Here is a 22,492-nt window from a genome sequence, read left to right as displayed (position 1 = left end):
CCGTTTCGTGGCAAGACTGCTTTTAGCAACCTGCGCATGAACTACGCCGATCTCCACCGCATCTACCACCAGCCGTTTTTTGACCTCATCAAGCAGGCGCGTGCCATCCATGAGGAGCACTGGACCAATAACGAAGTGCAGCTCTGCACGCTGCTGAGCATCAAGACCGGCGGCTGCAGTGAGGACTGCGGCTACTGCGCCCAGAGCGCCCGCTACAGCACCGGTGTGCAGGCGGAAAAGCTGATGGAAAAGGACCTGGTCATGGAGCGCGCGCGGGCCGCCCGGGCCAATGGCTCCACCCGCTTCTGCATGGGGGCCGCCTGGAAGGGCGTGCGCGTGGGCACGCAGAAATTCGACCAGGTGGTGGACATCGTGAAGGACGTCTCCACGCTCGGCATGGAGGTCTGCGTGACCCTGGGCCAGCTGGGCGCGGAAGAAGCCGCCATTTTAAAGGAAGCTGGCGTCACCGCCTATAACCATAACATTGACACCAGCCCGGAGCATTACCCGAACATCGTCAGCACCCACACCTATGACGACCGGCTGAGCACCATCCGCCACGCGCAGGATGCCGGCATGTCCGTCTGCTGCGGCGGCATCCTGGGCCTGGGCGAGACCATCGAGGACCGCCTGAAAATGCTGGAAGTGCTGAGCAACTTCAACCCGCATCCGGAGAGCGTGCCCATCAATGCCCTCATGCCAATGAAAGGCACGCCGATGAGCGAAAACGTCCAGGTGGACAGCTTCTCCCTGGTGCGCATGATCGCCGTGACCCGCATCGCCATCCCGCGCGCCAAGGTGCGCCTTAGCGCCGGCCGCACGAATCTCAGCCGCGAAGCCCAGGCCCTGGCCTTCTTCGCCGGTGCCAATTCCATCTTCTACGGCGACAAGCTCCTCACCGCCGCCAATCCTCGCGCCAATGAAGACCTGGCCCTGCTCGCCGAACTCGGCCTCAGCGCCCAGCAGCCCAATCCCGACATGAGCGCACCTGAGGCGGATGAAGTCCGCGAGCTGGCTCCTGCGTGCCAGGTGGGGTGCGGAGTGTGATTCTCAATAGGTGAGTGGCGGAACAAGGTGTGAGGGCGTCCCGCCCTCAGCTGAGGCCAGGATGGCCTCATTCCTTGAGGCGTCGCTTGCTCTCACTGCGTCCATTCAATCGAGTCAGGTGCACCGGACAACGGTTTTCCGCGAGGACGCAGAAAACAGCCCGCGAGACGCGGGCGCTCCAGGAGAATCCAAATCCCGTTTCCTGAAACTCTTCCCTCGCCTTTGAGCGGAAATTGTGACAGGTGGCGGGCCTCATGAACATCGCACTTTCTGAATTGGCCGCACTGTTGGAAGGCCAGCTTCTGTCCGGCAGCCCCGAGACCCGCATCACCGGTTTTGCCTCCCTGCGCGAAGCTCAGGAAGGCGACCTCAGCTTTTATTACGATGCCCGTTATAAGGAGAGGCTGATGGCCACCAAAGCCACCGCTGTGCTGGTGCCGGAGGGACTGGACAAGTGCCCGGATAAGGTGGCCTGCATTGCAGTGAAAAATCCGTCCCATGCTTTTGAAAAGGTGGTGGATACGTATGGCTACCAGGCGCTGCCTTTTGAGCCTGGTATTCACCCGTCCGCCGTCATCGCGGAGAGCGTCAAAGCCGACCTCACCAAGATCTCCGTGGGGGCCTGCGCGGTCATCGAAGCTGGCGCTGAAATTGGCGACGGGGCGGAAATTGGCGCGGGTTGTTATGTGGGCCGGGAGGCCGTCATCGGTGCCGGGTCCAAGCTGTTTGCCAATGTGACGGTTCAGGAAGCCTGTGAGCTGGGCGAGCGGGTGATCCTGCATTCCGGCGTGGTCATCGGCGGCGACGGATTTGGCTACGAATTTGACAAGGGCCGGCATCGCAAGGTGCGCCAGGCGGGCATTGTCCAGATTGACAACGATGTGGAGATCGGTGCCGGGACCATGGTGGACCGCGCACGCTTTGGCCGCACCTGGATCGGCGAAGGTACAAAAATTGACAACCTGGTACAGATCGGCCACAACGCCATCATTGGCAAGCATTGCATCATCGTCTCGGCCTGTGCCATCGCAGGCAGCGCGGTGATCGGAGACTATGTGGTCATGGCGGCCCAGTGCGGTGTGGCCGGTCATGTCAGCATCGGCTCCTTCGTCACCCTGGGCGCTCGCAGCGGCGTGACCAAAGACATCCCTTCAGGGAAGGACACCTACATGGGCTTTCCGGCCATGCCGGTCATGGATGAACGCCGCCGCTGGGCCAGTGTGAACCGCCTGCCGCAGCTCTCCGCCCGCGTGAAGGCGCTGGAAAAGGCCGCAGGTGGCGTAGCCGGCACTGCGGATGCGGAATAGGCTGCGTGCCCGGCTCTTCTATGAGGCCGTCGGTTTGGCGAGCACCTGCTCAAGCACACTGAGCAGCGTGGCGGTGCTGTAAGGCTTGTGCAGGTAATGATTGGCTCCCAGGGCGCTCACTTTGGCGGCATCGGTGGTGAAGCCGCTGGCGGCGATGATTTTCACCGCCGGATTGATCTTTTTCAGGATCTTGATGGTCTCCGTGCCGTCCATCACGGGCATCATCATATCGGTGAGCACCAGGTCAATCTCCTGCTGGTGCTCCGCGTAGTGGGCCACCGCCTCGCTGCCGTCCGCAGCGGCCAGGACGCGGTACCCGTAGGCCTGAAGGGTCTGCTGGGTGATGAAGCGCACGCTGTCCTCATCATCCGCCAAAAGAATGAGCTGGCCCTGGCCGCGGGGCCGGTCGGTGGAGAGGGCTGGTGCAGGCTGGCTTTTGGAGAGCGGCTCCGCAGGGAAGTGCGCATGAAACGAAGTACCATCGCCCGGTTTGCTGGACACGGTGATGAAGCCGCCATGGCTTTTCACAATGGCCATCACTGTGGACAGGCCCAGTCCGGTGCCTTTCCCGAAATCCTTGGTGGTAAAAAACGGGTCGAAGATCTTGTCTTTCACCTCTTCGGAGATGCCCGTGCCTGTATCGGTGATCTGGAAGACCAGGTAGGCGCCGCCCTTGATGCTGGCCCCTGCCAGCGCGGCGGTTTCCTCCAGGCTGACGGTGTGCGCCTGGAGCGTCAGTGTGCCGCCTTCAGGCATGGCATCCCGCGCGTTCAGGCACAGGTTCAGCAGCACCTGATGCACCTGGGTGGCATCCCCCATGAATCCGGGCAGATCTCCCGCCATCTCCGTGCGGAAGGCGATGTTTTTGGGGAAAGCTTCCTGGACGAAGTGGCTGATGTCCTGGATGACGGTGCGGGCATCCAGCTTGTGGCGCTCCCCGTCCATGCCGCGGGCAAAGGAGAGCACCTGCTGCACCATGCTGGCCCCGCGTTTGGCGCTGCCCTCGATGCTGGTAAGGATGCCAAGCAGGTGGGGGTCCTGCACAGATCTGCGAAGCAGGTCAATGGAGAGGAGGATGGGAAGCAGGACGTTGTTAAGGTCATGAGCAATGCCCCCAGCCAGGGTGCCGATGCTTTCGATGCGCTGTGAGCGCAGGAAATGGCTTTCCATCCGCTTCTTTTCCAGGATGTCCGTATTGATGCACATCACGGCCCGGGGCTGGCCTTCGGCATCGCGGACCAGCGTCCACCGGCTTTCCACCAGCACGTCGCTACCATCGCGGGCGCTTTGGGCCAGCTCACCCGTCCATTCGCCATTTTTTAAAACGGCTGCCGTGGCTTCTGCAAAACGAGGTGCGGCGGGCTTGAGCAGCTCGCTGGCAGATTTCCCCAGGGCTTCCTCAGATGACCATCCATAGAGGAGCTGCGCGCTGCGGTTCCAGTAGGTGATGCGGTGGTCCAGATCCTGGACCAGGATGGCATCACGGGCTTTGTCCAGCAGGGAGGCCTGGTCGCGGAATTTCTCCTCCAGCCGACGGCGCTCTTCCATTTCCTGCTGCAAGGCCGCCGTGCGCTCCTGGACGAGGCGGTCCAGATTTCCCAGCAGCATTCGGGACTCCTGGCCCAGCCGCCATTTCTCCGTCAGGGCATTGGCAAGCTGCAGGACCTCAATTGCATCGAAGGGTTTTTTCAGGATGAGCAGGCGGTCTCCGGGGGCGGTCAGCTGGTTCATCTCATCCCAGGAATAGTCCGAGTACGCGGTGCAGATGACGATCTGCAGGTGCGGATCGGCCTCCCAGATGCGGCGGGTCGTTTCAATGCCGTCCCATCCGGGCGGCATGCGGACATCCACAAAGGCCAGGGCATAAGGCTGGCCGGCGGCCAGGGACTGCCGCACTTTTTCCAGCCCCTCATCCCCCTGGCTGGCGCAGTCTATCTCAAACCAGGCACTTTCCCGTGCGCCGAAGAGCCTGGATTCAAAGGCGTCCAGCTCCGCATCCGCCGCCGCCGGGGCACCGAGGATCTTGCGGAAGTCGGCATGGATGGCCATGTTGTCATCAATGACGAGGATGCGCCGGTTGTGATGGACGAGCTGGGGGTGGGACATGGGGGTGGGTTAGAGAGGGAGGTCTTTCGACGAGGGGGGCAGTTCAAGGACAAAAGTGGCACCCTGACCTGGGCCTGCGCTGGTGGCAGTAAGCCTGCCGCCCAGCTCACGGGCGGCCAGGGCGCCGCTGTGCAGGCCGAAGCCGTGACCGTCTTTTTTGGTGGTGAAACCGTGCTGGAAAATGCGCGTCAGGTTTTCCGGCTCAATGCCGATGCCGTTGTCTGTCACGGCAATGTGGACGGCATCCTTTTCATCACGGGTCACGCGGATGATGACATGCTTCTCACCGGGCGCATGGGAGACGGCATACTTGGCATTGCCCAGCAGGTTCACCAGGATTTGCAGGACTTTGTGGCGGTCCGTCAGCACCGGCCTGTCATCCTGGATGTCGCGGATCAGGGTCAGCTCGTGGCGGGTGAAACCGGCGGCGTTGATGCGGATGGCGTCCTCGATGAGTTCGCTCATGGTGAGGCTCTCCAGCACGCCGCAGCCACGCGCGTAGCTCTGCTGCATGGAGACGATCTCCTTGATGTGCTCAATGTTTTTGCGCAGGGATTCCAGCTCTCCCAGGATGGCCTGCTGCGGTTCTTCGAGGTGGTTCACCAGCTTCAGCAGAAAGGCAGGCACCTCACGCCCCTGCGGGTCCTGGGTGAGAAAGGCGGGCAGGTCCGCTTCATGCTTGCGCAGCAGTTCCCCCAGGCTGCGCAGACTGCCGATGCGGAACTGCTGCACCCGGGTGGAGACCACCTCCGCCGAGACGCTGACGCTGTTCAGCACGTTGCCGACATTATGCAGGATGCTGGTGGCCACCTCCGCCATGCCTGCCTGGCGGGAGGTGGCGAAGAGACGCGCATTGGCCTCCGCGAGGCTGGCTTCCGAATGCTCACGCGCGGTGATGTCGCGGAAATTGACCACCAGTCCCACCTGCCGCCCGTCCACCTGCTGAGGCTTCACATAGCGCTCAAAGGTCTGGCCGGATTTCAGGCGGATGATGTCAAAAGCCTGCTTCTCATCCTGCACGCGTGCCCGCTGAATGAAGGCCTCTGGATCGGTTGTTTTGTCCGCCAGACAGGTCTGCAACTCCTCCATGGCAGGCTTTTCCAAAATCGTTTTTGGGACTTCCCACATGTCGGCAAACTGGCTGTTGTAACAGACGATCTCACCGGTGAACTGGAAGGCGATGATGCCGTCTGCGGTGGAATCCAGGGTGGCGTTCAGCAGGGAGAGGGAGCGCGCCAGTTCGCGGGTACGCTCCTGCACCCGGGTCTCCAGGTTGTCGCGGGCCATTTGCAGGGCAGAGTCCTGCTGCTGGATCTGGCTGAGCATTTCATTGAAGGCATCAATGAGACTGCCGAGTTCATCCTCGCTCTGTTTCACGGCCCGCACGGAATAGTCCTTTTCGGCGGCCACAGTGCTGGCCACTTCGGCCAGATGCGTGATGGGGCCGGAAATGATTTTTTGCAGGGAGGTGGAAAGGAAAAAGGCCAGCAGCAGTGCCCCGCAGATGACGATGAAAATGATGGTGGCTGAGCGTTGCAGCCGGTAGGTGATGGCGGTGAGATCCGCTGCGATGTAAACGGAGCCAATGGTCTCCCCGTCCAGGGTGATGTCCTGATGAGTGTCCAGCCGGTCATCGTGAAAGTGCTGGCCGGTGGGCTGGCTTTCATCAAAAGGGAAGTGGCCTTGCATGTCAGAGCGCAGGTATTCGGCGACGCGCTGTCTGTTTTCATCGTACACGCAGGCTGCCATGATGGTCGGGTTGGCCTTTAGCGTTTTCAGTGTCTGCGCAATGGATTCCGGATCATTGAAGGCCAGGCCGGAGGCGACGTTGTCATCAAAGGTGTCCGCGATGATTTCCAGGTCCCGGGCCATGGTCTCCCTGAAGGCATGCCGCTCATGCAGCAGAATGGCCGCGCAGGCCAGCAGCAGCGCGGCCGAGCTGATGACCATGATGAGGATCGTCAGCTTCCGCTTGATCGGCACATCATTCAAAAATGGAAGGACGGCCGGTTTCATGACTTGTCCTTGCGGGCGGTGATGGCGAGTTTAAGCAATTGCGGGCTGATCTTTAACCGCGCGCGTGCGCCTGCGTCGCGGTAGATCTCAAAGCGGATCTTGTCCTCCACCATGCGGAAATTGATGATGCCGCCCAGTTTGGCAAAGGAGGCGGATTCTCCCACCGTGAGAACGGAGGCCTCATGCAATGCGGACAAAGATGTCCCCAGGAGCGCCTCCTCCCCGGAGGCGACAAACAGCAGGTCCACCCCCGGAGCCTCGTTGACTGATTTCAGGTAACGGATCTGCAGCGGCAGGCCGCTCACCTTGCGGCCCCGTGCGATGTTCTCCAGCTCCGTGCCAAAGGGATTGCGGCCCAGAATGCCGATGACAAAGACCGGCTCCGGCCTGCCTGGACGCTGGGCGGGCCAGGTGATGAACTTGGTGAAGTTATACAGGAAAGCCGCCTTGATCTGATGCTCTTTCGTGACCGCCCCGGCTGCGGGCACCACACCTGCCGGCACCGCCAGCAGGGCCAGCCACGCCAGCACACGCCGCCTGTTGGCGGGAGCATTTACGGATGGCATCTGGCGGGGGGAAGACATGTCAGCTTAAAAGCGCCAGGTCACCTTTCCATAGATCCCGCGGGGCACCGTGGAGGTCAGGGTCACTGGCAGAGGCCGCTGCTCGACCTGATGATCCGAGAAGAGATTCTGACCGACAATGGAGACATCCAGCCGTTCCGTCACCCGGTAGAGCAGCCGTAGATCTGCAGTGGCATAGGCAGGCACCGTTTCAATCTGGTCCACATACCGCACCTGTACATCCAGGCTCAGACGCGGGGAGAAATCATAGGAGGAGCGCAGGACGGCCTGCTGCGTGGGAACGGACCTCTCCTGCACATCCGGCCTGGCAGCGGCCGCCCCATGAAAGTTGGCAAAAAGCAGCGAGTAACTGGCGCTCAGGCGCCAGGCATCCGTGGGAGTGACGGTGACAGAAATTTCCCCGCCGTAGGTTTCTGCGCTCATGACATTGTCAAAAGGCAGTTCCGCCGTGCCCACAGGCACGCCGGGAATGAGCCGGTTCACCCCATAAAGGCCGATGAGCTCGGAGTAATCATTATAAAAGGCGGAGGCATCAATGATGAGGCGCTCATGGGGCTGGATGCGGTAGCCCATCTCATAAGCCCACAGGACCTCCGCCCGGGGGTCTTCATTGCCCACCACCCGTGGCACATACAGCCCGCCTGGGCCGGCAAAGGGAGGGGCAAAGTCCACCACAAAGACATCCATGGCCTCCAGGGCTGAAGGCGTGCGCACGGCACGGGAAACGGCCGCCCACAGCGTCTGCTTCTCCGTCGGTTTGAAGAGCAGCCTCAGGTTCGGCTGAAATTCCAGCCCCGTGAAATCATTGTGTTCCAGCCGCGCCCCGATCGTGGCGGTGAGCCGGTCCGGCAGCATCTGCCACTCATCCTGCACAAACAGGCTGTACAGATTCCGGTCAAAGCTGCTTTCCCGGATGGCCACGTTCGGTGCAATGTCCTCCACAGAATTGCTCACAAAACGGTAGCCCACCCCCCAGGTGATGTCATGATGCAGACCCAGGCCGAAGATGTGCTGGAAGGCAAAGTCAAAGGTGTCTCCGCTGTAAAGCGCGCGCAGGGGGTCATTGCGGTGGATGCGGTCATAATAGACCTGAAGCTCCAGCCGGGACCGGGAGGATAGCTCCTTGTTCCAGCGGGCCAGGCTGTTGACGTTGTAGCCGTCCGAGGTGCCGTTATCCAGGTCCAGCACCGTGGCATCCGCCTGCCAGGTCAGGTGGGTGTCCGCATCGGCGTATTTGTCCAGCCGGAAGCCGCTGTGCCAGGAGCGCCAGCCGTCCTCGGCGGATTTGCCGTCCGCCAGCAGGTAGTCATCGCGGCTCTGTTCCGTGGCGAAAATGCGGTAGTAGAGGTCATCGCCGATCACTCCCCCATAGCGGCCTCCAGCCATCGTCCGCTGCACATTGCCGCCTCCCAGGTAGGCCAGACCGCCCTGCGTGTCGCGCGCACTGCGGCTGACGATGTTGATCACGCCGTTCATCGCATTGGCCCCCCAGATGGCCGCACCTGGTCCGCGGATGACCTCAATGCGCTCCAGGTCCTCCATCACCGGCTGCTGGAGATCCCAAAACACCCCGGCAAACATGGAGTTGTAAACCGCGCGCCCGTCCACCAGCACCAGCATCTTGTTGGCAAAGACCGTATTAAATCCGCGGGCCGAGACGGCGTACTGGCTCGCATTCACCGCTCCGACATTCATGCCGGGCACGAGCCGTAGCGCATCGGGCACGCTCGTCGCTCCGGACCGCTGCAGGTCATCGTGGGTCAGCACGGTGATGGCGGCCGGTGAGTCAAACTGCCGTGTCGTCCTTTTGGTCACCGAATTCACCGGTTCACTGAGCAACTGCTCAATGCTCAGATCCGCCAGGCTTTCAGCGATGCTCTGGCCCTGAGCCAGGCTGCTGCCAGTCAGGAAGAACATGAGCAGCAGCATCCGTCTGATGCCTGCGCGGTCTGAGAACAGGTGCGGAGGGTAATGGAGCCGGAGGGCTGAGATGAGAGGGGGGGGGATCAAAGCAGAGGAGGAAACTCGCAGTTGGGGGCAAAGAACAAACGCCGTGTGAGGCCGGGGATACCGGCCCTCCAGGGAGTATGGGCAGGGCAGTTAACTCCAGCCGCACGGGGGAATAACGGCTGATGATGATCTTGTAAAGCCTTGGTAATGAACTCCAAGACTCCTGGACTGAGAGGGATTGAAGATGACATTAGCGGGAGTGAAAAGGCATAACGCCTGTTTGAGGCCGAATTTGTGCATTTAAACTATCGTAAATCCCATCCGCGTAGAAGCTTTTCACAGTCGAAATCAGCATTGGAATCATGCCTTGCGCAGGACGGTGGCAGCCGCCACACTGAAAAGCCGCCACCCAACCGCCTCTTTTTCACCATGTCACGCTGCGTCCTGCTTGCTGTCGCATTCGCATTTATGCACTCATCTTTGCCCGTCGCCGCTTCTGTCACTTCCGAAGTCTGGGGTAAAACGGCCGCCGGTCAGGAGGTCCGGCTTTTCACCCTGACCAATGAAAAGGGCATGGAGGCCCGGATCATGAATTACGGGGGCATTCTTGTCTCATTGAAAGTGCCTGACAAAACAGGAGCCCTGGCAGATGTGGTGCTCGGTTTCGACAGCCTGGAGCCCTATCTGGGCAAGCATCCGCACTTCGGCTGCATCACCGGCCGTTATGCCAACCGCATCGGCGGCGCCTCCTTCGAAATTGACGGCACAACCTATGAAGTGACGGCCAATTCTGGAAAAAATCACATCCATGGCGGGCGGGAGGCTTTTGATAAAAAAGTCTGGCTGGCCCGCACCCTTGAGGAGCGCAATGCCGTGGAGCTGGCCTACACCAGTGCCGATGGCGAGGAAGGCTTCCCTGGAAAGCTGGATTGCACCGTCACTTACAGCCTGACGGCCGACAATGCCCTGCGCATCGAATACCGTGCCACCACTGACAAGCCCACCGTCGTGAATCTCACCAATCATAGCTATTTCAATCTGGCGGGGGAGGGCAGTGGCGACATCCTGGGCCATGAGCTGACCATCCCGGCGGAAAACTACACCCCGACGGACGATTCCCTGATCCCCACGGGCGAGATCGAAAGTGTGCTGGACACGCCCCTGGACTTCACCCGCCCACAGCTCATCGGCGCGCGCATCTCCGCTGCTTTCAAACCCCTGCTTCAGGGAAAAGGTTATGATCACAACTACGTGCTGGCCGGCAGTGGCGAAAAGCTGGCAGCCCGGGTCAAAGACCCCAAAAGCGGCCGCGTCATGGAAGTCCTGACCACCGACCCTGGCGTGCAGCTCTACACGGCCAACCACGTCAAAGGCGTCAAAGGCAAAGCCGGCCACGTTTATGAATCCCGCCATGGCTTCTGCCTGGAGACCCAAAAGTATCCGGACAGCCCCAACAAGCCCCAGTTTCCCAGTGCCGTCGTGCGTCCAGGGGAGCCTTACCTGCATATCACGACCTTCAAGTTTTCCGCTGAGTGACCGCCCCTGTTCCATTGCCCATCCTGTCCCGTCCTGCCGCCCCCCTCGCTTTTGTGCAGGAGCAGGACTTCGCCGCCCGCCAGTACAAAGGCCGCCGTGACAACCAGGAGGACTATTACGCCTTTGCGGATGCCTCCGAACTCAGTGACGAGCCTTTGAGCAGGCTGCTCCTGGTGGTGGGTGACGGCCTCGGCGCCCATGCCGGCGGCAGCGTGGCCAGCTATCTGGCGGTGAATGCCTTTGTGCGGGCTTTCCATGAGCAGCCCGGAGATGCCAGCTGGCGCCTGCGCACCGCCCTGGATACCGCCAATGAAACCCTCGGCTACATCACGGACCGCATGCCCTCCGTGGCTCCGCCCATGGGCACCACCATGCTGTCCGTGCTGGTCAGCCAGAAAGAGGTGCAGTGGATCAGCGTCGGCGATTCTCCGCTCTTCCTCTACCGGCGGGGTAACCTGACCCGCCTGAATGCGGACCACTCCCTCACCCCGCTGCTGGACGCCCAGGTGGCGGCCGGCACCATGACTGCTGAAGAAGCCGCCCACCACCCCGGCCGCCACACCCTGCAAAGCGCCGTCATGGGCCTTCCCATGACGTTGATTGATTTCGCCGCCGATCCCGTCAAGCTGCTGCGGGATGACATCATCATTGCTGCCAGCGACGGCATCTTCACCCTCACGGACAAGGCCCTGAAGGAACTGCTTCACTTCGGCCAGAACACCACGGCGGATAAAATCGCCGATGCGATCCTCTTTGCCATCCGGCGCATCAATTCCGACCGCCAGGACAACACCACCGTGGGGGTGGTGAAGATTCCTTGATCCCAAGCCGGGGCCTTCCCGGCTTCCACGGAGTCGTCACTTCGAAAAGTGACGCTTGGCAAACTTCAGGTACTGCTCCCAGTCGTAATCCGTCACGTCATGCTTGCCCGTGCGCACGTGATAGCCGATGGCATCGCCCACCGGCGTGTCAATCGCAGGCTGGGCGCTGACCCCATAACCTTGTTTGCCGTACAGCTCATACACAGGCTCCGCATTCAGCCCGGAAAGGAACTCCCCCTTCGGATCCGCCCACTCGTCCCCCACCGCACTGGCGATGTACACCGGGCGCGGGGCGGCCAGCGCGATGAGCATGTGCTGGTCCACCGGGCAGGCGGCAGCGTTGTCGCTGTAACTGGAGTAGGTTTTGGTGAACCAGTGCGGGAAGGACTTGGTGATGATGGCCGTCGTTTCACCAAAGTTCCGGCGCATGGTGGCCGCTCCGCCCTCGCCAGAGTTGTTGGAGATGACGATGCCGAAGCGGATGTCCTGCGCGCCTGCCCAAAGGGACGTTTTGCCCAGGCGTGAGTGGCCGATCACGGCCAGCTTTTTCGCATCAATGTCACCTTCCGTTTCCAGGTAGTCAGCGATGCGGCTCAGGCCCCAGGCCCAGGCACCGATCGCGCCCCAGTCGCCGTCTTTCCATTCGGTGTTTGCGCCGTCCTTGCTCAGCACTGCGCGCAGCCCGTCCTTCCAGCCTTCGGCCTGGTCCGGCTCAATGTCGCCGTAGTAATAGGTCGCCACGGCGAAGCCCTGGCCAATGATCATCTCCAGCGGCCAGCGGCTGCTTTCATTACCCCGGCTCTTTTCGGTGGCGCGGTTGTCCACGATGAACTTCTCTTTGTTAGGCCGCATCCAGCGGGTGGAAAGGGGCACATCCTTTTCCGTGCTCACCGCATGGTTGCCGCCAAAGCTCGGCCCCACAAAACAGGGGGCAGGGTGGCCAAGTCCGTTCGGCACGTACAGCATGACCTCCATGCCTTTCCAGCCGGGGTGGTCCGCCAGGGTGATCTGGATCAGCTTGCGCGTGGCCTTGCCGCCCAGGGCGTCTTTTTTGACCGCCAGGGTCTCAAATTTTACCTGGCCCCAGTCCGCCGGGGTGCGGCCATAGACATGGTCTTTGAAAAGCTCCAGCACTTCCGGCCGGCGCTTGCTCTTCCAGTCCTCGACCGTGGACACCTTCGTGCCGTCCGCCGTGACCATCAGCTCCGGCAGCGTGTAGGGCGCAATTTTTGTTTCGTCGTAGTTGGCTTTGCTTTTTTGGGCTTCCGCCCAGTCTTCGCCGGTCAGTAGCATAAGGGTCAATAGAAGGCTTTTGCGCATGGGGATAAGGAGAGATAGTGGCAGGAAAAGTGGCTCTTTGGCAATGAAACAATCGTCCCCAGGACCCGGTTTCCTGCATCCTTTTTGGCCGCTCTCCTGCATTTTCTGCCACGCAGATGACCGCCGTCTAACGAATACTTTGGCAACAACCACCCTTTAACGAAACCAACCTATGGCTGAGGAAGAAATCCCGGATGACAATCAACCCGTACCCGAGCCCGAAGAAACCCTGGATGAAAGCCAGGAAATGCAGATCAACCGCATGGCCGGCTGCGCGCGCCTGGGCAAGTGGCTGGTGTATGCCGCCCTGGTCATCCTGGCCCTGATCGCCATCTCCCGCTACATGAAGGGCGGATTTTGAGCAAATAAAGTTAGGTTTGCAGGATTTTCTCGACGTTCGCTTAGGCTGTTGGTATAACGCGTCCATGAGTGCATTTCAGGACGCTATGGGAATGGGGCAGGAGGGAGAATCAAACTCGCCTGCCGATGGGCCGCGAAAGAAAGGCTGGGTAATCTATGTGGTAGCGGCCATTGGGGTCGTCATTTTACTGGCTCTGTTTCTCAGGCCTTCTGCCAACGGTCTTTTCCTGCATCATCCCCCTGCTTTTAAAGTGAAGGTCGCAATGAAGGATGTCCAGGTGGCTTTGGGCCACTTCCGTATCGAGTATGGTTCATTTCCGATAAGCGGTCCGTATAAAGGCAAGGATGTCGAACTGCGGTCAGAGGGGCCGTTGCTGGCTGCTTTGATTGGGGAGGATTCAACGGTGAACATCCGCATGATTAGATTTCTGGATCCCTCACCGGCTCGTGATGGCAGGCAGAGTTTTATCAAGGAGGATGGCCAATGGCGTATGGTGGACCCCTGGGGCGAGATGTACTACATGGCCCTGGATGTGAACATGGACAACCGCATCGCCAACCCCGAGGCCAAACCGGGGAATCTGAGCGATAAGATCCCGGCGGCAGTTAACGCCTCAGTCATCATCTACTCCGCCGGTCCGGATCGCGATCCCAAGACCTGGGAAGACAATGTGCGTTCCTGGCGCTGAGAAGTTCGTAGATGGCTGGAGTCGGCCTTGGCTCGCGAAGCGTCTCGGAGTGCGGTGAAAGCGCAGAGCGCATCACCGCTTTTCACTGAAGCTGGCAGTTCTCGGGTCTCCGCATTAAGGTGAAGCCACCTGCCATCAAGGCTTCTCCACTTCCGCAAACCGCACCTCAATCTCCGGCACGGCCGCCGCCAGCCGCGCCCCCGTTTTCCGTCCCAGCACGCACATGGCGGTAGCCAGCGCATCGCTGGCAGTGCAATCCGGGGCGATGACGCTGCAAGCAATGTTATTGGTTAGACCAAGGCCCGTCTTCAAAGAAAGGATGTGCGAGTAACGCCTCCCCTCAATTTCCACGTGCTGATACAGATCCCCGGAGGTGGACACAGCGCGGTTGGCCAGGATAAGGGTGGTCAGCTCGTCTTCATCGCCCTGCCGGGTGAAAGTGCGAATCTTGATCTCCCAGCCTTTTTGCCCAGGAGGCGGATCGCCCACCGCCGTATCGCCTCCGGCCTGGACGACCGCGCGGGGCAGACCTTGCTGGCGCAGCAGGCGCAGGCATTCATCCGCTGCGTAGCCTTTGGCGATGCCGCCGAGATCCAGCAAGGTGCCGGGCTGGAGGGTGACCTGACGCGTGGCCGGCTCCAGGGTGATGCGCTGCCAGCCGGTGGCGGCGATGGCGGACTGGAGGCGGTCTGGCGGAGGCAGCTTTCCTTGTCGCCGGGTGCGCCGCCAGAGCTGGGAAAGGTGGCCGCAGGTGGGATCAAACGCGCCCTCCGTCAGCCGCGCCAGCTCCACGGCCCGGGTCAGCACATCCATCATCGGTACACTGACGGTGACGGGATAAACCGCATCCGGTGCGCACAGGCGCATCAGCTCGCTGGTGGGATCGTAATCGGTAAAGATCTGGTTCAGTTCGGCAATGCGGGCGAAGCAGGCATCGGCGGCTTTTTCAGCCTGGGCCTTGTCATCAGCATAACAAGAGATGCGGAAAGTGGTGGCCATGCCTGGGCCGCTGAAGTCAAAGCGCTCCTCAGCGACGGCGGAACATGAAAGCGCCCCGAATGCCAGGAGGCAGACGGGGCGCAGGAAGTTCATGAAGAACGTGCTGTTAGGCCACGAGGGTCTGATTGCGGTCAGGTCCGACGCCGAGGAGGCTGATTCGGGCACCGGTCAGTTCTTCGAGACGCTTCAGGTAGGCCTTGGCCAGATCCGGCAGGTCGGCGAAGTTTTTGATCTGGCTGAGGTCCTGTTTCCAGCCCTGGTGGGTTTCGTAAACAGGCACGCACTGCTCAATGTCCTCAATCGTGCTCGGCGGATAGTGGATGGTCTCACCGCGCAGGGTGTAGGCGGTGCAAATTTGAATGGTGTCCAGTCCGTCCAGGCCGTCCAGGTTGGTGATGGCCAGTTCATCGGCCCCGTTGATCATGACGGCATAGCGGACCAGCACGGCATCCAGCCAGCCGCAGCGGCGGGCGCGGCCGGTGGTGGCGCCGTATTCGCGGCCCATGTTGTGCAGCATGTCGCCGATATCTTCGTTCTCCGTGATGAAGGGACCGGAGCCGACGCGGGTGGTGTAGGCCTTGGCCACGGCCACCACTTTGTCGATCATGCGCGGAGGCACACCGGAGCCGGTGCAAGCGCCGCCGGAGGTGGTGTTGGAGCTGGTGACGAAGGGGTAGGTGCCGTGGTCAATGTCCAGATACGTGCCCTGGGCTCCTTCAAAGAGAAGGCTTTTGCCGGCGCGGATGGCCTCGTGGCAATAGACGGCGGTATTGGTGATGTGGGGGGCCAGGACCTTGGCGGCTTCCAGCACCTGGGCGATGGTTTCTTCCACGGGCACCTCGGCCACGCCGACGCTGCGGAAGGTCTCATTGTGCTGGAGGAGGCGGCTGCGCAGCTCTTTCTCAAGCTGCTCCGGGCGCGTTAAAAGGATGGCGCGCAGACCGCTGCGCTCCACTTTGTCTGCATACGCCGGGCCGATGCCACGGCCGGTGGTGCCGATCTTCTTGTCACCCAGCCGGGCCTCGCGGGCCTGGTCCAGGCCTTTGTGATAAGGCAGCACCAGGTGGGCGGTCTCGCTGATTTTAAGATTTTCCGGGGTGATCTTCACGCCCTGGCCGCGCAGCTTGGCCATCTCCTCAAGCAATCCCAGGATGTCCATGACCACGCCATTGCCGATGACGCACATCTTGTCCTCCCAGAGGATGCCGCTGGGGATGAGATGCAGGATGTATTTGGTGCCGTTGTTGATGACGGTGTGGCCGGCGTTGTTGCCGCCTGCGGCACGCACGACGACGTCTGTGTGTTCTGTGAGGTAATCAACAATCTTACCTTTTCCTTCATCGCCCCACTGGGCACCGACAACAATGGTATTGGACATTTACTTGAGCTTCTTGCGGCGCATGGAGGCCGCTTCCTTGTTTGGTTTTTTTGACAGGGGTCTGGCCGGCGGCGGGGGAGCCGCTGGAGGATCTCATCTATGACGCGACCGCCAGACCCGTTATTTTATGCACTCATCTGGCTGAAACTGAAAACGGCGTAACCGCAGACCAGCAGGGCCAGGATGCCCAGGCCGATGAGGGGGGCGTAACCGTGGCTTTTGCCTTTGGCCTTGGCTCCGAATCCGCTGCGGCGGCTGCGGTCCACCGGGGTGGCACCATAACCGCTGGAGGACATGGTGCGGGTGGGGGCGCTGTAGGCGGGGGCTTCTTCAAAGTCACCAATGAAGACGCAGTCCACATGACCCAGGGTAAAGGTGCCGCCGTGGCCCAGTTCCAGTTTTTCGACACGCTCGCCGCCGATTTTCGTGCCGTTGGTGGAGCCGAGGTCGGTGAAGACCCAGGCGTCTCCCTCGATGGCCACTTCGCCATGATGGCTGGACACGGAGTCGTGCGCGATGACAATCATGTTGTCATCGCTGCGGCCGAGCGACATGCGCTCTGCGGTGAGTTCGACTTCGCCAGTGGTGCCTTCGGGGGTTGTGTACTGAATTTTTGCCATAGCGTGAGAGGATTTAGCAGGCCAGCGGCTGGCTGGCAAGCCGCAATCCTAACCGGGTGTGCGGTGATTTTAGGCCGGGGCAGGGGTGGTGCGGGCGTGGCCGGGGTGCGGTTACGGCTCGCACAAGGGGGCAGACTGTGGCAGAGAGGAGGTTGTGATGCCCCCTTCCTTCCTTTTTGCCACCTGCCGTTTCGGCTCTGAACCTGCATTAAAACGGGAGGTGGCCATGCGGCATGGCGGGCTTTTGACCCCGGCATTCATGCGTCCGCAGCTCATCACCTGGAAGGTGCAGGGGGAGCTGCCGGCCGATTTCCGGTTTGGCGGTCTGTTCGCCCAGGTATCCGGCCGGTCGCTGGGAATGGCGGAGACAGTGGCGGAAGTCGTAGCCCTAGCCGCCGGCACCGGGGCGGCCCACCTGCACATTTTTCCCCGTGAGGTGCCGGAGGAGGGGGTGCCAGAGGAAACCTGGGCCCGTGTGGATGCCGCCGCTGCGGAGATCCAGGCACTGCTGCCGCTGAATGATCAAAAACCTCTCCGCCCGGCGGATTACGTCCTGGATGTCATCATCGGGGCGGAGGGAGAACCCATGCTCGTGGGCCTGCACCAGTATCAGCCGGGTGAATTTAAAACCCCAGGCGGTCTCTCCCGCGCCAGCCTGCCGCCGGAAGCCCCCTCCCGCGCCTGGCTGAAGATGGAGCAGTCCCTGTCCTGGCTGGGCGTGGAAAAGGAGTTGAAGGGCCTGGTCGTCCTGGAGCTGGGTTCAGCTCCAGGCGGGGCATCTCATTCCCTGCTGTCTCATGGAGCCACGGTCTATGGCGTGGATACCGTGGCCATGGATGAGCGGGTGCTGGCTCATCCGCAGTTTCATCACCTGCGTGTTTCCGCCGGGGATCTCCAGCCCGACATGCTGCCCGACCAGGTGGACGTGCTGGTTTCCGACATCAATCTGGAGCCGCGCATCATCTGCCAGTATGTGGAAAAGTTTGCCACCCGGCTGCCCCCCTTGGGAATGATCCTCACCTTGAAGATCAATTCCGCCAAAGTGGAGGCGGAGATGCCGGCCATCATCCAAAGGGTGCGCCAGTGGGCCCCCGGCCCCGTTTACGTCCGCCAGCTCTCCTCCAACCGCCGCGAGGTCACCCTCGTCTCCTGGGGCGACCGGTAACAGGGACCCCAAAAAAAGCCCCCGGCACCTGGCGGCAGCGGGGGCTGAGGGGGAATCCTGTTAAAAACGATATCAGCCGAAGAGCTGCGTGAGCGGCTTGCCTTTGTCCGCGATGGTAAAGGGGCGCTTCGTGGGGGAATACAGCACCGCATCCAGTGGCAGACCCAGGGCATAGCCGATGGTGGCGTTCAGGTCCGGGATGCCGGTGGAGCCTTCGATGACCTTGTCACCCCGCTCATCCGTAGCGCCGTAAACCTGGCCGCCGCGGATGCCACCGCCCGCCATCACGCAGCTGAAGCCTGCCGGGTGGTGGTCGCGGCCGTCGTTGCTGTTAATGTCTGGCGTGCGGCCGAATTCCGTCGCCAGCACAATCAGCGTCTCATTCAGCATGCCCCGCGCCTCCAGGTCGCCCAGCAGCGCGCTCATGGCGGAGTCCAGCTGGTCGCAGAGCTCAGGCACGCGGGTAAAGTTGGCATTGTGGGTGTCCCAGCCGCCCAGGCTCACTTCCACATGGCGCACGCCATGCTCGACAAGGCGGCGTGCCAGCAGACAGCCCTGGCCGAAGCGGTCACGGCCATACTTCTCACGCACGGCATCCGGCTCCGCATCCAGGTCAAAGGCTTTCAGCTCCTCGCTCTTCATCATCTTCACCGCGTCATCATACATGTCGCTGTAGGCACGCACGTTTTTGACATCGTAGGTGGAGGCAAATTTCTGGTCCAGCTTCTTGGCCAGGCTCAGCCGGCTGGCGAAGCGGTCCTCCGTGAACCAGTCCAGCGGCCGCACATTGTTGATGCCGCTCTCAGGGTCATTGATCATCAGCGGGGTAAAGCGGGATTCAAAAAAGCCCGCGCCCGGATGGCGGCTTTCATTGCCGATCATCACACTGCCTGGCAGCGTGGGGTTGCCACGGTCCTGGAATTTCTGCAACCACGCGCCCATGGAAGGGTGGCGGATGCTGCTCCGTGGCGTGTAGCTGGTGTGCATGAAGTAATTGCCCTGCTCATGCGCTCCCTGGGTGGAGTTCATCCCGCGCAGGATGGCCAGCTTGTTCGCGTGCCGTGCCAGCAGAGGCACGTTCTCGCTCAGGCGGATGCCGTCCACTCTGGTCTTGATGGTCTTGGTCAGGCCCATGACATCGCTGTCCGGCTTGGGATCAAAGGTGTCCAGATGGCTCATCCCGCCGTTCATGTACAAATAGATGACATTGCGCGCTGTCGGCACCTGCTTCTGCGGGCTGGCATTTGCTCCCGCCCCCAGGGCTTTTGAACCCAGTTGGCTGAGCGCCGAGACGCCGAGAAAAGTCTGTGCCGCGCCTGCGACGAACTGGCGGCGGCCAAAAGAGGTGGAGGTAGGATTCATTGAGGGCAGGGGGTTTTTAGAGATTACGTTCGCCGAAACGATGAGGGCAGGAGCGACCTTGCAGCATTTTTCGTTTCTACCGGACGTAGTCAGCGCCCCATAGCAGGATGCTCCATCACATGGGCTCAGGACTCCAGGCTGAAGAGACAAACGGCTGAAGCCGATGGCAGGAGGCTGGCCAAGACAGTCTGATTTTCCGAATGTCTGACATGGGGCATTCAATTCTTCGGATGATGACCGATCTTTTTTCCAGACTGAATTGCAAAAAGCAGCGGGGATAGACAGTGCGAAACGACGAATGCACCCTCCGCCAGATTACCTGTAAATCATGCAAAACGCCTCAAAATGAGGCTTTTATGATGATTTTTGGTAAAATAAGATGCTTGAAAATTTATATAAACCATATTTTTCATATGTTGAGAGTGTGGTTTCGAATCAATTCACCTTTTTGTTTTCTGGGAGCTTGGATTGTCTTCCTTTTACCATCCATTGCTCTGGCCAGCGGTATTGACCGCAATGGGCTCGGTGCCCGTAGCATGGGCATGGCCGGGGCCACGCTGGCGGATGAAACGGATGCCGTCACGACGGCGGCCATGAATCCGGCCGGGCTTGGGTTTTTGACGGAGTCGGATTTTTCGGTAGGCATCGCCGGGGCTTGGGCTCACGGAAGTTATGACAATGCCTGGGGGGACGACGGCAGGCTGACCGATACCTGGGGGCTGCTGCCGGAGCTGGTCTGGCGTCAGTCACTGGCGGACCGGCTGGGCATGAGCCTCAGCCTGCTGACGGATTCCACCCGCCTGGCGGACTGGTATTTCCGTGATCCGCCCGGCGGCGCCACCGGGGCCACCAGCTATGGCATGCGTCACCACCGCTCCTCCATCCTGAACATGCGCGCCGCGCTGGGCCTGGGCTGGAGGCTGACGGATCATTGGTCCGTGGGTGCCAATGTGGGCCTGGTTTATAACCGCAATGAGCTGACCACCCCATACACCTTCCAGTCAAACCCCGCTCTGGCGGGATTTAAAACACTGCTGGATCTGGAGACGGAAGGCTTTGGGGCCAATGGGGATCTGTCTCTGCAATGGAAGCCCATGGAGACTTTTGCCATGGCCTTCAGCTATCGGACTGCCACGCACATCCACACCCGTGGCACCGCCCGTGGAGACGTGACCCGCCAGCTGGCGGATGCGGGACTGACTGGTGTGCCGGGCGGATTTGAATACGACGCCAAAGTGGCCACCCGCCTGCCCCAAAAAGCCGCCATCGGATTTTCCTGGCAGGCGATGAAGAAACTCAATGTCGGCGCCCAGGCCGAGTGGGTGGACTGGAGCAGCGCCTACGATGTGCTGGAGGTGCGGCTGGACAAAGGCTCCAATGCGGCGGTGAATGCCACCACCGGCTCCAGGTCCCTGGAGGACAACATCCAGCTCAAATGGAAGGACAGCATCGTCCTCCGGCTGGGTTTTGAATACGAACTGACCGACTCCCTCTTTCTGCGCATGGGCTATGCCTACGGCAGCAATCCCATCCCGACAGAAACCCTGCTACCCATGACCGCAGCCATCTCCGAGCATACCCTCGGAGTGGGTCTGGGGTATAAGAGCGGGCGGTATGCCGTGGACCTGGCCTATCAGTATGACCTGCCCGCCTTCCAGCGCTCCAGCGCCACCTCCATCCGTGGCGGTGAGTATAAGGGCAGCCGTGTGAAACTGCAGTCCCACTGGATCGGCCTGACCACCAAGATCGCCTTTTGATCATGACACCGGCCGCGCCTCCATCCAGCTTTGCCAGTCTTTTGGAAAGGCTGTTTGGGCGTTGGGATTCCTATATACCGAAGGAGCTGAGCGAGACGCCGGAGTTGCTCCGTCGCAGCCGGCTGCAGATCCGCTTCGGCTGGATGGGCGGCCTGTTTGGCCTGGCTTATTCCCTGTTTTACGCCTTTGCCAGCCATTGGTGGGGAGTGGCCATCATTCTGGTTTGCAGCCTCGCCTTCGCCCTCATCCCGTCCATCCTGCGCCGCACCCGTGACCTCCGGCTGGCCGGGCATCTCTTCGCGCTGGTCCTGTTCTGCGGTTTCACCGGCCTGTGTGCCATTGAAGGCGGCCTTTACGGCCATGCCATCGCCTGGCTGGCCTCCATCCCGCTGTGCGTGCTGCTTTTGCTTGAGATCAAGGACGCCCTCATCTGGTCCGCCCTCTGTTTTGTCTCTGCCACCGTGTTTGGCCTGCTGGAAGTCGCGGGCGTCCATGTGCCGCATACCTACAGTCCCGAGTGGGAGGCCACCATCAGCTTCGCCGGGTATTGCGGGCTCATCTGCTTCATGACCCTCCTGGGCTGCATCTTCGAGCGCACCCGCCGCCGCGCTTTTCAGCAGATGGAGGCTGCCCTGGCCCAGCTCTCCAGCGCCAATGAGCGCCTGGTACGGCTGCATCAGGAGAAGGATGAGTTTCTCAACATCGCCGCGCACGACCTGAAAAACCCCCTTTGCGGCATCAGCGGTTATGCCGAGCTTCTCGGCTTCTACGCCAGCCCCACCCCGGCCCAGATCAGCGAGACCTCCACCGTCATCCAGAAACAGTGCAAACGGATGCTCGACATCATCGCCAACCTCCTGGACGTGCAGCGCATCGAGGAAGGCTCCATCCAGATGAAGATCATCAACTGCCCGGTGGAGCCGCTGATGGTCAAAATGACCTCCAGCTACCAGTTGCGTGCCGAGGCCAAAAACATCCGCCTGAACCTCCTTGTCAGGGCGGCCCGCGTCGTCGCCCTGGCGGATGAGCACGCCGTGGAGCAGATCCTGGACAACCTCATCTCCAACGCCATCAAATACTCCCCCCCTGGGACCACGGTGGACTGCGGCCTCGCGCTGGATGGCGGCACCGTCGCCATCTCTGTCGCCGATCAGGGCCCCGGTCTCAGCGAGGCGGATCAGGCCAACCTCTTCAAAAAATTCTCCAAGCTCACCCCGCGTCCCACCGGCGGGGAAAGCTCCAACGGTCTCGGTTTATGGATCGTCCACCGCATGGCCCAGTCCATGAATGGCAATGTGGAATGCCAGAGCCAGCTTGGCAAAGGAACCACTTTTACCCTCACCCTGCCGCAGGGCTCGGTGGAAGAACTGGCTCCCAAAATGCCCCGCCCTCTCACCCGTCCGCTGTTCAGTCCCGCAAACCCGCCCCCGCCGCCATGGAAACTGGTCGCAGGAAGTGCTGCGGGGTAAGTGTGA

General features: G+C 61.0%; 18 protein-coding genes. 9 read left to right on the top strand and 9 right to left on the bottom strand.

What is annotated here, in order from left to right:
• Window positions 1–36: 36 nt before the first annotated feature.
• Window positions 37–1,047, top strand: a complete 1,011-nt coding sequence (bioB, locus tag WJU23_RS17000; protein WP_346333802.1) for a biotin synthase BioB — start codon at window positions 37–39, stop codon at window positions 1,045–1,047.
• 254 nt (window positions 1,048–1,301) lie between these two features.
• A complete protein-coding gene (lpxD, locus tag WJU23_RS16995; protein WP_346333801.1) occupies window positions 1,302–2,354 on the top strand; it encodes a UDP-3-O-(3-hydroxymyristoyl)glucosamine N-acyltransferase in 1,053 nt (350 codons plus the stop codon).
• A gap of 18 nt (window positions 2,355–2,372) precedes the next feature.
• Here lpxD and WJU23_RS16990 read toward each other — a convergent pair whose 3' ends face one another.
• The 4 genes from WJU23_RS16990 to WJU23_RS16975 are packed head-to-tail and all read right to left on the bottom strand — an operon-like array spanning window position 2,373 to window position 9,070.
• A complete protein-coding gene (locus tag WJU23_RS16990) occupies window positions 2,373–4,460 on the bottom strand; it encodes a response regulator (RefSeq protein ID WP_346333800.1) in 2,088 nt (695 codons plus the stop codon).
• A 9-nt stretch (window positions 4,461–4,469) separates the two neighbouring features.
• Window positions 4,470–6,476: an ATP-binding protein gene (locus WJU23_RS16985; RefSeq protein WP_346333799.1), complete on the bottom strand. Its 2,007-nt coding sequence runs from the start codon at window positions 6,474–6,476 to the stop codon at window positions 4,470–4,472.
• A complete protein-coding gene (locus WJU23_RS16980; protein ID WP_346333798.1) occupies window positions 6,473–7,060 on the bottom strand; it encodes a YfiR family protein in 588 nt (195 codons plus the stop codon). The genes WJU23_RS16985 and WJU23_RS16980 overlap by 4 nt, the downstream gene beginning before the upstream one ends.
• A 6-nt stretch (window positions 7,061–7,066) precedes the next feature.
• Window positions 7,067–9,070 (bottom strand): TonB-dependent receptor, encoded by a 2,004-nt coding sequence (locus WJU23_RS16975; RefSeq protein WP_346333797.1) that lies wholly within the window; start codon window positions 9,068–9,070, stop codon window positions 7,067–7,069.
• 408 nt (window positions 9,071–9,478) lie between these two features.
• On the opposite strand from WJU23_RS16975, the gene WJU23_RS16970 reads away from it, so the two are divergent.
• Together WJU23_RS16970 and WJU23_RS16965 are read left to right on the top strand one after the other, a co-directional pair.
• The gene (locus tag WJU23_RS16970; protein ID WP_346333796.1) at window positions 9,479–10,546 is read left to right on the top strand and encodes an aldose epimerase family protein; all 1,068 of its coding nucleotides are present in this window, start codon (window positions 9,479–9,481) and stop codon (window positions 10,544–10,546) included.
• Complete coding sequence (locus tag WJU23_RS16965) at window positions 10,543–11,367, top strand: protein phosphatase 2C domain-containing protein (protein WP_346333795.1); 825 nt, start codon at window positions 10,543–10,545, stop codon at window positions 11,365–11,367. Before WJU23_RS16970 ends, WJU23_RS16965 begins: the two co-directional genes overlap by 4 nt.
• Before the next feature lie 36 nt (window positions 11,368–11,403).
• Here the strand turns inward: WJU23_RS16965 and WJU23_RS16960 are convergent, their stop codons facing one another.
• Window positions 11,404–12,687 (bottom strand): acetylxylan esterase, encoded by a 1,284-nt coding sequence (locus tag WJU23_RS16960; RefSeq protein ID WP_346333794.1) that lies wholly within the window; start codon window positions 12,685–12,687, stop codon window positions 11,404–11,406.
• 172 nt (window positions 12,688–12,859) lie between these two features.
• Here WJU23_RS16960 and WJU23_RS16955 point away from each other — a divergent pair, with 172 nt between their 5' ends.
• Together WJU23_RS16955 and WJU23_RS16950 are read left to right on the top strand one after the other, a co-directional pair.
• Complete coding sequence (locus tag WJU23_RS16955; RefSeq protein ID WP_346333793.1) at window positions 12,860–13,048, top strand: hypothetical protein; 189 nt, start codon at window positions 12,860–12,862, stop codon at window positions 13,046–13,048.
• A 64-nt stretch (window positions 13,049–13,112) separates the two neighbouring features.
• Entirely contained in the window at window positions 13,113–13,736 is a 624-nt protein-coding gene (locus WJU23_RS16950) for a hypothetical protein (protein WP_346333792.1), read from the top strand.
• Between the two features lie 135 nt (window positions 13,737–13,871).
• Here WJU23_RS16950 and WJU23_RS16945 read toward each other — a convergent pair whose 3' ends face one another.
• The 3 genes from WJU23_RS16945 to WJU23_RS16935 form a co-directional block, all read right to left on the bottom strand.
• Entirely contained in the window at window positions 13,872–14,828 is a 957-nt protein-coding gene (locus WJU23_RS16945; protein WP_346333791.1) for an FAD:protein FMN transferase, read from the bottom strand.
• 13 nt (window positions 14,829–14,841) lie between these two features.
• The gene (locus WJU23_RS16940; protein WP_346333790.1) at window positions 14,842–16,113 is read right to left on the bottom strand and encodes an adenylosuccinate synthase; all 1,272 of its coding nucleotides are present in this window, start codon (window positions 16,111–16,113) and stop codon (window positions 14,842–14,844) included.
• Between the two features lie 125 nt (window positions 16,114–16,238).
• Window positions 16,239–16,733: an FHA domain-containing protein gene (locus WJU23_RS16935; protein ID WP_346333789.1), complete on the bottom strand. Its 495-nt coding sequence runs from the start codon at window positions 16,731–16,733 to the stop codon at window positions 16,239–16,241.
• 157 nt (window positions 16,734–16,890) lie between these two features.
• Between WJU23_RS16935 and WJU23_RS16930 the strand changes: the two genes are divergently transcribed.
• Complete coding sequence (locus WJU23_RS16930; protein WP_346333788.1) at window positions 16,891–17,898, top strand: SAM-dependent methyltransferase; 1,008 nt, start codon at window positions 16,891–16,893, stop codon at window positions 17,896–17,898.
• Between the two features lie 72 nt (window positions 17,899–17,970).
• Here the strand turns inward: WJU23_RS16930 and WJU23_RS16925 are convergent, their stop codons facing one another.
• Entirely contained in the window at window positions 17,971–19,260 is a 1,290-nt protein-coding gene (locus tag WJU23_RS16925; RefSeq protein ID WP_346333787.1) for a DUF1501 domain-containing protein, read from the bottom strand.
• 422 nt (window positions 19,261–19,682) lie between these two features.
• Here WJU23_RS16925 and WJU23_RS16920 point away from each other — a divergent pair, with 422 nt between their 5' ends.
• Together WJU23_RS16920 and WJU23_RS16915 are read left to right on the top strand one after the other, a co-directional pair.
• Window positions 19,683–21,017 (top strand): outer membrane protein transport protein, encoded by a 1,335-nt coding sequence (locus WJU23_RS16920; protein ID WP_346333786.1) that lies wholly within the window; start codon window positions 19,683–19,685, stop codon window positions 21,015–21,017.
• 2 nt (window positions 21,018–21,019) lie between these two features.
• Window positions 21,020–22,486 carry a HAMP domain-containing sensor histidine kinase gene (locus tag WJU23_RS16915; protein WP_346333785.1) on the top strand — a complete coding sequence of 489 codons (1,467 nt, stop codon included), beginning with the start codon at window positions 21,020–21,022 and terminating at the stop codon, window positions 22,484–22,486.
• Window positions 22,487–22,492: the final 6 nt, after the last annotated feature.

Origin of the sequence: Prosthecobacter sp. SYSU 5D2, assembly GCF_039655865.1 — a bacterium.
Taxonomy (GTDB): Bacteria; Verrucomicrobiota; Verrucomicrobiia; order Verrucomicrobiales; family Verrucomicrobiaceae; genus Prosthecobacter.
The sequence above is the reverse complement of the archived record's forward strand: the minus strand, read 5'-3'. Positions and strand labels throughout refer to the sequence as shown.